This is a genomic window from Azomonas macrocytogenes (assembly GCF_014191985.1).
GTDB lineage: Bacteria > Pseudomonadota > Gammaproteobacteria > Pseudomonadales > Pseudomonadaceae > Azomonas > Azomonas macrocytogenes.
The window spans coordinates 54,188-67,032 of the sequence record NZ_JACHXI010000003.1; the positions used below are offsets into that span (position 1 = coordinate 54,188).

A 12,845-nucleotide genomic window follows, 5' to 3' on the forward strand; every position below is an offset into this window, starting at 1 on the left:
CTATCGATAGCACTCTACGGTCGGAGGAATCCAGGCCAGGCCAACGAATGGTGTCTTTGAGGCATTGATCACATTGAAGACCAATGCCAGATCGCACCATTCATAATTGCAGGAGATGTGGATGTCAGTGGTATGCAAGGCCACTGCGATTGAATAGGAGCCGACGCCTAGGTTGGCTGGAAAACTGAAGCGGTATTCAAGCGTTTCTCCGGCGCGCAAGCTTTCGAGTTTGCAACCCAGGTGATGGGTATTGGTGCCGAAAACCGGCTGACCAAGCCGGTCCTTGATCATATAGCCCATTACCAACTCAGGGATATCGCTATTGATACGGGTGATGATGCGCAGCGAAACAGGTTCTCCCACCGATACAAATTCGATCGGCTCGGCCTTGGCATTATATAGGCCGACCGATTCAATGCTGGCTTCTCCCGTGCCGGAGCGAGTTTGTACGCTGCCGTCTTCCAGTTGCCGGGCTTGGACCTTGGTATTTTCCTTCTCAGCAATGATGGCATTGTAGAAATCCATCACTTCTTCAGGGGCGCCATCCTTGATGATACTGCCGTGTTCCAGAAGAAGTGCACGATTGCAGAGCGACTGGATCGAGCCGCGATCATGGGAAACGATCAGCAGTGTCGTACCCTGTTCCTGAAACTCGCGGATGCGGTTGAAACTCTTGTGCTGAAAATAGCTATCGCCTACGGATAGCGCTTCATCGACGATCAGGATTTCTGGACGGAAAGCGGTCGCCACCGAAAAGGCTACCCGCATTTGCATGCCACTGGAGTAGGTGCGTACAGGCTCGTCGAAGTATTCGCCGATTTCGGCGAAGGCTTCGATTTCCGGCATGGCCTGTTCGATCTGTTCGGCCTTGAAGCCCATCAATCCCGCGGCGTAATGAACGTTCTGCCGACCGGTGAGCTCTGGGTTGAAGCCCATGCCCAGTTCGAGGATGGCGGCGATGCGTCCGTTGATCTGTACGCTGCCTTCGGTGGGCTGCAAAGTGCCGGTGATCATTTTCAGCAGAGTGGATTTGCCAGCACCGTTCTGACCGACGATACCGATGGCTTCGCCCGGTTCGATGGAGAAGCTGATGTGCTTGAGAGTCCAGTGCTCTTCCTGAGGTTTGACCGGTAAATAGAACCAGCGCGCGATGCGCTGCCATTCCGAGCTGTAGCTACAGTAGGCCTTGCCCAGATTATTGACCACCAACAGGCTCATAGGGCGTCCACCATTTCCGGTGCGGCACGGCGGAACATGAAAAGGCCGAGCAGCATCAGGCCGATCGCCACGAGGACGGTAATGGTGACTTGTTGCAAATCCGGCACCTTGCCGTAGACCAGGATGTCGTGGTAGGCACTGACTATGGAATACATGGGATTGGCGTTCACTGCGCTCTTGAGTTCTTCAGGAATGATGGTGACCGGATAGACGACAGGGGTGAACCAGAACCATATCTGCAGCAGGATAGGTACGACCTGGCCAATATCACGTACGAAAACATTGAGCACGCCAAGGATTAGACCGATGCCCATGGCCAGTGCTACTACGGCCAAGGTCAGTGGCAGCAGCCAGACCATTTGCAAATTCGGTGTTTGGCCGAGCAGGGCAAATACCACCAGCATGGCGATAAACAGCAGTAGGTTGTTGAGCAGGGCGGAGCCCATCACGATTACAGGTAGAGTAATCCGTGGAAAGAGCATCTTCTTCATCAGGTTGCCTTGTTCGATGAACAACGTCAGGCAGCGACTGATGATCTCGGAAAAGAGGTTCCAGGCCAGCATGCCGGCCATCAGATAAAGCGCGTAGGCGTATTTATTGTCGATTCCCGGCAATTTGGCCGCCAGTACATTGGAGAGAATCAGGGCATAGATCGCCACTTGGCTCAGTGGGTGGATGATCATCCACAGACCGCCGAGGCGACTGCGAGCGAAGCGGGCAGCAAACTCGTTGCCAATGGATGAAATGACGAAGCCTCTGTAGTCCCAGAGGCATCTCAACATACCGAACATTTTTACTCCTGGCTGAGGCGGTGTGATTCGGGCAATCCGCCAAAGCCTTCTTCACTGCCTTTGTGGGGCATGAGCTTTTTGCGAAAGCACGAATTTGTTCCGCAGGTATCCACTGCTGCGATGAGCTTGTGGTGCAACTTGCCGGCTACTGACAACATGATACGCAATACGTGGCACGGATTTTTGCTTCTTGCGTCTTTAGCTAACTATCGCTCGATAGACGTCGAGCGTTTCCCGGGCGCAACGTTTCCAGGAAAAATTCCGCGAATGACGCAGTCCGGCAACTGCCAGAGTATTCCGGTGGGCATCGTTTTCCAGTAGGGCTTGCAGGTGTTCGGTTAATTGTTCGCGGTTACCTGGCTCGACCAGTGAAATGCTGTCCCCGGCAAACTCAGCCATACTGGTTTCGTTGGTGCTGATTACCGGTACGCCGGATTGCATGGCTTCGAGTACCGGCAGGCCGAAGCCTTCATACAGCGCCGGATAGACGAATACGCTGGCACCGGCGTACAGGGCAGGCAGATCTTCACTGGGGACGAAGTTCAGACGACGCAGACCGTGGCTGACTTGTAGGCGCTCGATGCGTTTCAGTAGCTCCCGGTTTTTCCAGCCGGGTGCGCCAGCCAGCACCAGTGGCCAGGTGCGGCGCAGTGCATCGGGCAGTGCGCACCAGGCATCCAGCAACACATCCACACCCTTACGGGGTTCCAGGCTGGCAACGAACAACAGGTAGCGGTCGTGTTCGAGGCCGTAGCGTTGCAGGATCGGCTGGCTCTGTTCAGGGGCGTGCGGCCGGAAGCAGTCGGCAGCACCATGGTAGATGGCGCGTACCCGGTTTGCGGCGACGCCGTGATCGGCTATCAATTCCTGGCGAATCGTTTCGGAGGGTGTGATCAGCAGATCGGCACGCGCCAAGGTGCGCGGCAGTTGCCGTTTCATCCAGGCAACCCGTTCTGCCGGGTGGTGCTGGGGATAATGAATGAAGGACAGGTCATGGATGGTGGCGACGCTCGGCCCAGCGTGGTTCTTGAGGATAAAGTTCGGCTCATGATAAACGTGGGTTCGGTAGCGGTACGCCCGGCTATGCAGTTTGAGGTCATATAGCCAGGTTCGCGTGCGGTAAGCCAAGGGTAGCCCGCGAATGAAGGTACGCAGACGCGCCTGGGGCAGGCCTGTCGGGCGAGCTGAGGTTTTCCGATCTTGTGCAGCGTAGCGGGCCAGGGTTTCCCGGGCCGGGCTGAAGGCGCCCAGGGAGAAACAATCGATAGCTTCGATTTCGTTCTCTTCACACAGGCAGCGCAGCAGGTTGAGTGTGTAGTTGCCGATGCCTGTCAAGGGAGGAAGCAGGGATTCGGTATTGAGCAGGATTTTCATAAATGGCCGGGTTGTGAGCGGGGCAGGCTTCGAAGTACGTCTTTGTTATAGGTGTATCGGTTTATCATCAAGCGCAATGGTTCGCATGGTATGACGGCTTGCAGTGTATGCGTACATGGCCGAGGTTTGATGAAGCTGCTTAGCCATCCCCCCCCCTATATTCCGACCGTATCACGCCTTCCAGCTTCGCGTAGGGGATGTTCAGCTCCGGGTGGCCGTCGGCGTAGGGGGCGATGGTGGCGACGTCGTATTTGAGCTGCACATGGTTGCGCAGCAGGGCGATGTTGAGCGTGCGCTGGAAGGGCCAGGTTTCCAGGAAGGTAAGTGCCTGGTCGGCATGGTTTTTCCGTACCCATTCGCGGTGGGCTTGCTGGACGATGCGCCAAAATTTGCCTTCTGTGCCGGGAACCAGCATGTCCTGCAGTTTCAGTTCGCGATTCTGTTCCAGTTGATAGTTGATGAAGCCGCGGCCGGGGTGGCCGTGGGCGCCGCCTTCGAACAGGTAGCTGGAGAGTTCGATCACCAGTACCTGGCCATGCCAGTCGCGTACTTTGGCTTGCAGCCAACTGCCCCAGCCGGGTTCGGCGCTGGTCAGGAAGCCGTTCTGGTAGACCGTCAGGGTCGCCGGGATCGGGTCTTCCGGGGCATAGCGGGTCATGCTGCGCAGGCGCTCGTCGATCAGCCGGTCTAGTGCCGGTTCGGTGGGGAACTGCAGCAGGTCCAGGTTCACCAGCGCGCAGTTATCATCCTGGCAGCCGTCTTTTTTCTTTTCGACGAGGCTGCGGCGGAACTCGACGGGAGGGGGATCTTCCGGGGTCAGGCTCTGGCAGGCACTGAGCAGGGTGATGATTGCCAGAACGGCCGTTCCGGCGAGATTTCTTGATGGCCTCGATGGCATGGGGCTTGCCTTGAATCGGAAAAACGAGTTTGAGTAGCAGTGATCCTTCCGCTTCGCAGCGGACCGGTCAAGTGTTTCGAGGTAAATCGCTTGATCGACGGGGCTGCACCGGAGCGGGTAGCGCGCTAGGATGATACCGACAGGCCGCTTGTTCCAGAACGGCTATTGTCTCAATTGCCTGTGCGCTGTTTTGGCGCAATTACAAAAAGCGAGTACCCATGAGCGATACCTTCAAGCCTGCTGCGGACGATGTACAAATTCTGCAACGCGAAGAATGCTTCAGCGGTTTTTATCGTCTTGATCTTCTGCGTCTGCGCCACCGGCTGTTCAACGGTGACATGGGCAAGCCGATCAGTCGCGAGGTGTTCGTTCGCCATGATGCCGTTTGCGTGCTGCCCTACGATCCCATTCGGGATTGTGTGGTGTTGAATGAGCAATTCCGGATCGGTCCATTGGGCAAGACAGACAATCCCTGGATGATCGAGATGGTGGCCGGACTGATCGACAAGGACGAGCTACCCGAAGCGGTTGCCCATCGCGAGGCGAGCGAAGAGGCCGGGCTGGAGCTGAGCGCGCTGTGGCCGGTATCGGTGTACTTTCCTTCGCCGGGTGGCAGCAATGAACAGGTGCACCTGTTCGTCGGCCGCTGCGACAGTGACGGCGCTGGTGGTGTATTTGGCCTGGAGGAGGAGGGCGAGGATATTCGCGTCCACGTCTGGACGTTCGATCAGGCGTTGCAGGCGGTGCGTGATGGCGTCATCGCCAACGCCGCGAGCATCATTGCCTTGCAGTGGCTGGCGCTCAATCGCGAGGAAGTGAGGAGAACCTGGACATGAAGCAGGTTCGTGAACGCTATCGGGTCGATCTGCTGGGGCTGCAGTGCGCCTGCGAAGCCAATTATATGCACCTGATGCGCCTGTTACCCGGCATGCGTAACAAGCCTGAGTTGCGGCGCATCGCCCTCAGTCAGGGTGACCTGCAGTTGGGTGTGCTGGCGCTGGAGGTGCTGGAAGCCTGTCCCTACACCACTACGCTGCAAGTGCGCCACGAGCATTGCATGTCCTGGTTGCCGGTGCCGAAGATGGAGGTGCGCGTCTATCACGATGCGCACATGGCCGAAGTGATCAGTGCGCAGAATGCCCGTCGCCTGCAGGGGCTCTATCGCTATCCGAATGTGCAGATGTACCAGCCGGACGAGAAGACCCAGCTCAATCTCTTCCTCGGTGAATGGCTGAGTCACTGCCTGGTGTTCGGGCATGAGCTGGAGCCGGTAATCTAGCCGGTCGTTGCAAACTACTGCGCTCAGCCAGCCATTTGGACGATTCCCTTTTTCCCCGGTCTATTGCTCAGTCAACACTGCTGTGAGCGTATTTTTTCGGAGCGAACGTTTGTAAATGTGACACACGTCCGCCTGGCCTGTTTACCCAGCGTATTCACCCGGGAATAATTTGTCCGACTGGTTATCTTTGGGGAGAAGCATTGTGCCGGATTCGGCCATTGGAAGGGTCGATCATGCGCTGGAGGTGGTGCAGCTTACCGATAGCCATTTGTTCGGTGAGCCGCAGGGGCAACTGTTGGGGCTCGATACCTACGATAGTCTGCAGCGAGTGATTGAGCTGGTGCTGGCAGAGCGTTCACGCATCGATTTGGTGCTGGCGACCGGGGATCTGTCGCAGGATGGTTCGACAGACTCCTATCGTTACTTTCGCCAGTTGAGCGAGCGGATCGCGGCGCCGGTGCGCTGGTGTCCCGGCAATCATGACCAGCGGGAAAACATGCACGAAGTCGCGCGAAGTTCCGGGTTGATGAATCCGGTCCTGGATCTGGGCAACTGGCGGATCGTCCTGCTCGACTCGCTGATACCCGGCAAGGTGTTCGGTCGCTTGCACGCTGCTCAGTTGGCACTGTTGGACAAGACGCTGGGCGAAGCGCCGGAGCGCCATTGCCTGGTCTGCTTGCATCATCATCCCGTCGTTATCGGCAGCCGCTGGATGGACAGGCTCGGTCTGCGTAACGCTGCTGCTCTTTTCGACATACTGGCGCGCCATGCGCAGGTTCGAGTGTTGCTCTGGGGGCACATTCATCAAGCGTTCGACCAGGTACGCGACGGCTTGCGCCTGCTCGCTTCGCCATCCACTTGCGTACAGTTCGAACCGGGCAGCAAGACTTTCCAGGTTTCCAGCCAGGCACCGGGGTATCGCTGGCTACGCCTGTATGAAGATGGCCGCCTGGATACGGGCGTGTCGCGGATTACGGGGTTCGAGTTCCAGGTCGGCGCGGACATCAAAGGTTACTGACCGATATCCTGCTGCTGGTCCGTTGCGCTTGCGGCTGCGGGCCCCGGTCTGTAGCCTTCCCGCTTCCGTTGCCCCGCAGAGTCCAATGTCCAGCGCGCAGCCTTCCATCCTTTATATCCATGGCTTCAACAGCTCGCCGCATTCGCTGAAGGCGCGCCAGCTCGGCGCTGTGCTTGCGCGATTGGGGCTGGAGGAGTATTGGCGGGCACCCGCGCTGGACAACTGCCCGCGCCAGGCGATCGGCCAGTTGCAGGCGTGCATCGCCGAGCTGGGGCAGCCATTGCTGGTTGGGAGCTCGCTAGGCGGTTACTACGCGACCTGGCTGGCCGAGCGCCATGGCTTGAAGGCATTGCTGATCAATCCGGCGGTCAACCCGCATCTGCACCTGTTTGAAGGACGCCTGGGGCCACAAACCAATTACCATACTGGCGAACGCTGGGTGCTTACCAAGGCGCATGTGACCGCCCTGGCTGCGCTGGCCATAGCTCCCCCCCGCGACTCCAGACGCTACCAGGTCTGGCTGCAGACCGGTGACCAGACGCTGGATTATCGTGAGGCCCTGGCGTTCTATCAGGGCTGTACGCTGCATATCGAGCAGGGCGGCGACCACGCTTTCCAAGGGTTTGCCGAGCGCTTGCCGCTACTTTTGAGCTTTGCCGGCTTCGCACCGTCGCTCTGGCGAGCTATCGACTTTTCCGCTTTGTAAGGACCGACGAGGCGCCATGTCCTATACCGCAGAAGCCATCGAAGTCCTTTCCGGACTCGACCCGGTACGCAAGCGTCCGGGAATGTACACCGACACCAGCCGCCCGAACCATCTGGCGCAGGAAGTCATCGACAACAGTGTCGACGAGGCGCTGGCCGGGCACGCCAGCGCCGTGCAGGTGATCCTGCATCCGGACAATTCGCTGGAGGTCGTCGATGATGGCCGTGGCATGCCGGTCGACATTCATCCGGAAGAAGGCGTTTCCGGTGTGGAGCTGATCCTCTCCAAGCTGCACGCCGGTGGCAAGTTCTCCAACAAGAACTATCAGTTTTCCGGTGGCCTGCATGGTGTCGGCATCTCGGTGGTGAACGCGCTATCCACGCGCGTAGAGGTGCGCGTCAAGCGCGAAGGCAGCGAATACCGCATGGCGTTCGCCGATGGCTTCAAGGCCAGCGAGCTGGAAACCATCGGCACTGTCGGCAAGCGCAACACCGGTACCAGCGTGCACTTCTGGCCGGACCCGAAGTATTTCGATTCGCCGAAGTTTTCCGTCAGCCGCCTCAAGCATGTGCTCAAGGCCAAGGCCGTGCTCTGCCCCGGTCTCTCGGTCAGTTTCGAGGATCGCGGCAGCGGCGAGAAAATCGAGTGGCATTACGAAGATGGCCTGCGTTCCTACCTGGCCGAAGCCGTTGCAGAATTTGCCCGTCTGCCAGACGAGCCCTTCATCGGCAGTCTGGCTGGCAGCCGGGAAGCGGTGGACTGGGCGTTGCTCTGGCTGCCGGAAGGTGGCGATGCAGTGCAGGAAAGCTACGTCAACCTGATCCCTACTGCCCAGGGTGGCACCCATGTCAACGGTTTGCGCCAGGGGTTGCTGGATGCCATGCGCGAGTTCTGCGAATTCCGCAATCTGCTGCCGCGCGGCGTGAAGCTGGCACCGGAAGATATCTGGGAGCGGATCGCCTTCGTTCTGTCGATGAAGATGCAGGAGCCGCAGTTTTCCGGACAGACCAAGGAGCGCCTGTCGTCCCGCGAGGCGGCGGCCTTCGTCGGTGGGGTGGTCAAGGATGCTTTCAGTCTCTGGCTCAATGCCAACCCGGATCGCGGCTTGCAACTGGCGGAGCTGGCCATCAGCAATGCCGGCCGCCGGCTCAAGGCGAGCAAGAAGGTCGAGCGCAAGAAAATCACCCAGGGGCCGGCGTTGCCCGGCAAGCTGGCCGATTGTGCCGGCCAGGACCCGCTGCGCGCCGAGCTGTTCCTGGTCGAGGGGGATTCAGCCGGGGGCAGCGCCAAACAGGCCCGCGACAAGGAGTTCCAGGCGATCATGCCGCTGCGCGGGAAGATCCTGAATACCTGGGAAGTGGATGGCGGCGAGGTACTGGCCAGCCAGGAAGTACACGATATCGCCGTGGCCGTCGGGATCGATCCCGGTTCCAGTGACCTTACCCAACTGCGCTACGGCAAGGTGTGCATCCTGGCCGATGCCGACTCCGACGGGCTGCACATCGCTACGTTGCTTTGCGCATTGTTCGTCCGGCACTTCCGGCCGCTGGTGGAGGCCGGGCACGTTCATGTGGCCATGCCGCCCCTCTACCGCATCGATCTAGGCAAGGAAGTACATTACGCCCTGGACAAAGCCGAGCGCGACGGCATCCTTGAACGTCTTCTTGCCGAGAAAAAGCGCGGCAAGCCTCAGGTCACCCGCTTCAAAGGATTGGGCGAGATGAATCCCTTGCAACTGCGCGAAACCACCATGGACCCCAACACCCGGCGACTGGTGCAATTGTCCCTGGACGATTTCGAGCAGACTCGCGAAATCATGGACATGCTGTTGGCCAAAAAGCGCGCCGGTGACCGCAAGAGCTGGCTCGAGAGCAAGGGCAACCTGGCCGAGGTCATGGTGTGATTCGGATACTGGCATGTTGCTGTCTGCTGGTCGCATCATTCTGGGCGGCCGCAGCCGCAACAGCGCCCGCCGAGCTGAAGCTGCTTGATGAGCATCCTGTGGCAGGCATGGTTGGCGGCAACCTGTCCGGCCTGGCCCTTTGCGGCGGCACTCTGATGGCCGTGTCGGACCGGGACGATGATCGCCTCTACCGGCTGGATACACGAGAAACCCTGTGGCAGGCGACGGCGGAACCCTTCGTTGCTCCGGCACCGCCCGCTACTGATCTGTCCTGGCGTATTCGTCTGCTGAGTTGGGTTGCTGGTTTCGTCCGCGGCGGCTGGCTGGATCTGGAGGGAATCACCTGCGATGCGGCGGGCAACCGCTATCTGCTTAGCGAAGCCTATATTAGCGTGCTACGGGTCGATCCGGCGGGGCATGCCGAATGGCTCGAATTGCCCGATTACCTGCTTGCTCAAGCCCAGGCCAGGAAACTGCTGCTGGCATTCAACGCCCTGTATGAAGGGCTCGCCATCGATCCGCAGGGTGAGCGCCTCTGGCTGGCGGCCGAGCGCCAGCAGCGTGGATTGTTGCGGGTGCAATGGCAGGGTGATCGCTGGCAGTGCCATGGCCGTTGCGTACTGCTGTCCGAGAGCAAGCGGCAGTTACCGCCGCCCATTTTGGGCAAGACCTCCTGGCAAGCCGACTTCAGTGATCTGGTTTTTTTCAGCGGCAAGCTATTCACTTTAGAACGTGCGGCCCACCTGGTCTGCCGGCGTGATGCCGGCACGGGGCGCGCCGAGCGCTGCTGGTCTTATGCCGATACCGCCATGGCCGAACCGCGCCGCTACGCAGAATTCAATGGCGCCGAGGCTCTGTGGATCGATGCCGACGGGGCCTGGGTCGGCGTAGATAACAATGAGAATAGGCGCAACGACGGTGAAGATCGCCCGATAGTCTGGCACTTCGCCGTGCCTGATGGCGGCTGGGGAGCCAGGCTGTGAGCCTTTTGCCGAGGCCTGGCATGAGTGCCGCGAAATCCATCGAATTCATCCTGTGCGCCGGTACCCGGGTATCGCGCCAATACGCCACGGAACGACCATGAGCCCATCTCCGCAGCTGAGCCTGGAAGGCGTGGAGCGCCGCTCCCTTGCCGACTTCACCGAACAGGCCTATCTCAACTATTCCATGTACGTGATCATGGATCGCGCCCTGCCGCATATCGGTGATGGCCTCAAGCCAGTGCAGCGGCGCATTATCTATGCCATGAGTGAACTGGGCCTGGACTTCGAGGCCAAGCACAAGAAGTCGGCACGCACCGTCGGCGATGTGCTTGGCAAATACCATCCGCACGGCGACTCGGCCTGCTATGAAGCGATGGTGCTGATGGCCCAGCCCTTCTCCTACCGTTATCCGCTGGTGGACGGCCAGGGTAACTGGGGGGCGCCGGACGATCCCAAATCGTTCGCTGCCATGCGCTATACCGAGGCGCGGCTGTCACGCTATTCCGAGGTACTGCTGGCCGAGCTGGGGCAGGGCACGGTGGACTGGACGGCCAATTTCGATGGCACCCTGGATGAACCGGCGACTCTGCCGGCGCGCCTGCCGAATCTGCTGCTTAACGGTACCACCGGCATCGCGGTGGGCATGGCTACCGATGTACCACCGCATAATCTGCGCGAAGTGGCCGCAGCCTGCGTACGTCTGCTGGACGAACCGCAGGCGACGGTGGCGCAGCTCTGCGAGCATATGCCGGGGCCGGATTTTCCCACCGAAGCGGAAATCGTCACACCGCGCGCCGATCTGCTGAAGCTCTACCAGACGGGACGTGGCTCAGTACGCATGCGGGCTGTCTATCGGGTAGAGGATGGCGATATCGTCATCACCGCGCTGCCGCATCAGGTTTCCGGCGCCAAGGTGCTGGAGCAGATCGCCGCGCAGATGCAGGCGAAGAAGTTGCCGATGGTAGCCGATTTGCGCGACGAGTCGGATCATGAGAACCCCTGCCGTATCGTCATCATCCCGCGCTCCAACCGTGTCGATGCCGACGAACTGATGCCACACCTGTTCGCCACCACCGATTTGGAATCCAGCTACCGGGTCAACACCAACGTCATCGGCCTGGATGGCAAGCCGCAGGTCAAGGATCTGCGCACCCTGCTCGGCGAATGGCTGCAATACCGTATCGGTACCGTGCGCCGGCGCCTGCAGTTCCGCCTGGACAAGGTGGAAAGGCGCCTGCATCTGCTGGAGGGCTTGCTGATCGCCTTCCTCAACCTCGATGAAGTGATCCGCATCATTCGTACGGAAGACCAGCCCAGGCCGGTATTGATGCAGACCTTCGGTCTCACCGAGACCCAGGCTGACTATATCCTCGATACTCGTTTGCGCCAGCTGGCACGCTTGGAGGAAATGAAAATCCGTGGCGAGCAGGACGCCTTGGCCAAGGAGCGCGAAAAGCTGCTGGCGCTGCTCGGCAGTGAGCTCAAGCTGAAGAAGCTGGTGCGCAAGGAATTGCTGGACGACGCGAAAACCTATGGCGACGACCGGCGTTCACCGATCGTCGAGCGGACCGAAGCGCGGGCACTGGCGGAAAACGAACTGTTGCCGGCTGAACCTGTGACCGTGGTGCTCTCGGAAAAAGGCTGGGTGCGTTGCGCCAAGGGCCACGAGATCGATGCTGCCGGGCTTTCCTACAAGGCTGGAGACGGGCTCAAGGGTACGGCGCCCGGGCGCTCGAACCAGTTGGCCGTTTTCATTGACAGCACTGGGCGCAGTTACTCGCTGGCGGCGCACTTGCTGTCCTCGGCCAGGGGGCAGGGGGAACCCCTCACCGGGCGCCTGACGCCACCGCCGGGAGCCACTTTCGAATGCGTGCTGATGCCGGATGACGACGCTTTCTACGTGATTGCTTCCGATGCAGGCTACGGCTTCATCGCCAGAGGTGCGGATCTGCATGCACGCAGTAAGGCCGGCAAAGCCTTGCTGAGCCTGCCGGCAGGGGCTCGAGTCATGGCACCGAGGCTCGTTGCCGAACCTGAGCGGGATTGGCTGGCAGCCATCACGAACGATGGCCGGCTTTTGGTGTTCCGGATCGCCGACCTGCCGCAACTAGCCAAGGGTAAAGGCAACAAGATCATCGGTGTTACGGGTGAGCGGGTGGCCGGTCGCGAGGAATTCCTGCTCGATCTGGCTGTACTGGCCGAAGGTGCGACCCTGACCTTGCAAGCCGGCAAGCGCGTTCTCTCCCTCAAGCCCGCTGACCTGGAACACTATCAGGGCGAGCGGGGGCGGCGTGGTAACAAGCTGCCGCGAGGCTTCCAGCGCGTGGATGCCTTGGTAGTGAATCTATGACTGGTAGCGAAGCCCAGGGTCAGGTAGGCTCCGGGCGGCCTTTCTTGTCTTGATGATCAATGTATGACCGCTGGATATAGACCGGCCATACAGGAGTAAGTTCCGATCACTGGACAAACCAAGCGACAAAATTCGATGGTCCGGCATAATCCGAAGCAGGATAATCAACGAATTACTTGATATGGCTTGACTGGTAACGTTGTCTTGGCACTACAAGTTGCCCAGCCATATCCCGAGGCGAACACGCTGTTCAGCATGGCCTCGCCGCGAATCCTCGAAAAGCTTTCGAGCATGTGCCAATAACTTTCATTCTTGGCGAGCAATG

The 12,845-nt window shown here is 59.5% G+C and carries 11 protein-coding genes; 7 read left to right on the forward strand and 4 right to left on the reverse strand.

Annotated elements, in window-relative coordinates; genetic code table 11:
- The 4 genes from FHR87_RS04200 to FHR87_RS04215 form a co-directional block, all read right to left on the reverse strand.
- Window positions 1-1,218 carry an ABC transporter ATP-binding protein gene (locus tag FHR87_RS04200; RefSeq protein ID WP_183165474.1) on the reverse strand — a complete coding sequence of 406 codons (1,218 nt, stop codon included), beginning with the start codon at window positions 1,216-1,218 and terminating at the stop codon, window positions 1-3.
- Window positions 1,215-2,009, reverse strand: a complete 795-nt coding sequence (locus FHR87_RS04205; RefSeq protein ID WP_183165475.1) for an ABC transporter permease — start codon at window positions 2,007-2,009, stop codon at window positions 1,215-1,217. Before FHR87_RS04205 ends, FHR87_RS04200 begins: the two co-directional genes overlap by 4 nt.
- Window positions 2,010-2,207: 198 nt before the next feature.
- Window positions 2,208-3,383 (reverse strand): glycosyltransferase family 4 protein, encoded by a 1,176-nt coding sequence (locus FHR87_RS04210; protein ID WP_183165476.1) that lies wholly within the window; start codon window positions 3,381-3,383, stop codon window positions 2,208-2,210.
- A 139-nt stretch (window positions 3,384-3,522) separates the two neighbouring features.
- Entirely contained in the window at window positions 3,523-4,281 is a 759-nt protein-coding gene (locus tag FHR87_RS04215) for an RsiV family protein (RefSeq protein WP_183165477.1), read from the reverse strand.
- 218 nt (window positions 4,282-4,499) lie between these two features.
- Between FHR87_RS04215 and FHR87_RS04220 the strand changes: the two genes are divergently transcribed.
- The 7 genes from FHR87_RS04220 to parC all read left to right on the forward strand — a co-directional run bounded on the left by FHR87_RS04220 (window position 4,500) and on the right by parC (window position 12,520).
- Window positions 4,500-5,117, forward strand: a complete 618-nt coding sequence (locus FHR87_RS04220) for an NUDIX domain-containing protein (RefSeq protein WP_183165478.1) — start codon at window positions 4,500-4,502, stop codon at window positions 5,115-5,117.
- The gene (locus tag FHR87_RS04225) at window positions 5,114-5,560 is read left to right on the forward strand and encodes a DUF1249 domain-containing protein (RefSeq protein ID WP_183165479.1); all 447 of its coding nucleotides are present in this window, start codon (window positions 5,114-5,116) and stop codon (window positions 5,558-5,560) included. Before FHR87_RS04220 ends, FHR87_RS04225 begins: the two co-directional genes overlap by 4 nt.
- A gap of 202 nt (window positions 5,561-5,762) precedes the next feature.
- Complete coding sequence (gene cpdA / locus FHR87_RS04230; RefSeq protein ID WP_183165480.1) at window positions 5,763-6,578, forward strand: 3',5'-cyclic-AMP phosphodiesterase; 816 nt, start codon at window positions 5,763-5,765, stop codon at window positions 6,576-6,578.
- A gap of 85 nt (window positions 6,579-6,663) precedes the next feature.
- The gene (locus FHR87_RS04235; RefSeq protein WP_183165481.1) at window positions 6,664-7,284 is read left to right on the forward strand and encodes a YqiA/YcfP family alpha/beta fold hydrolase; all 621 of its coding nucleotides are present in this window, start codon (window positions 6,664-6,666) and stop codon (window positions 7,282-7,284) included.
- 16 nt (window positions 7,285-7,300) lie between these two features.
- Window positions 7,301-9,187, forward strand: a complete 1,887-nt coding sequence (gene parE / locus FHR87_RS04240; protein ID WP_183165482.1) for a DNA topoisomerase IV subunit B — start codon at window positions 7,301-7,303, stop codon at window positions 9,185-9,187.
- Complete coding sequence (locus FHR87_RS04245) at window positions 9,184-10,170, forward strand: esterase-like activity of phytase family protein (RefSeq protein ID WP_338021220.1); 987 nt, start codon at window positions 9,184-9,186, stop codon at window positions 10,168-10,170. The genes parE and FHR87_RS04245 overlap by 4 nt, the downstream gene beginning before the upstream one ends.
- A gap of 97 nt (window positions 10,171-10,267) precedes the next feature.
- Window positions 10,268-12,520, forward strand: a complete 2,253-nt coding sequence (gene parC, locus FHR87_RS04250) for a DNA topoisomerase IV subunit A (protein WP_183165483.1) — start codon at window positions 10,268-10,270, stop codon at window positions 12,518-12,520.
- Window positions 12,521-12,845: the final 325 nt, after the last annotated feature.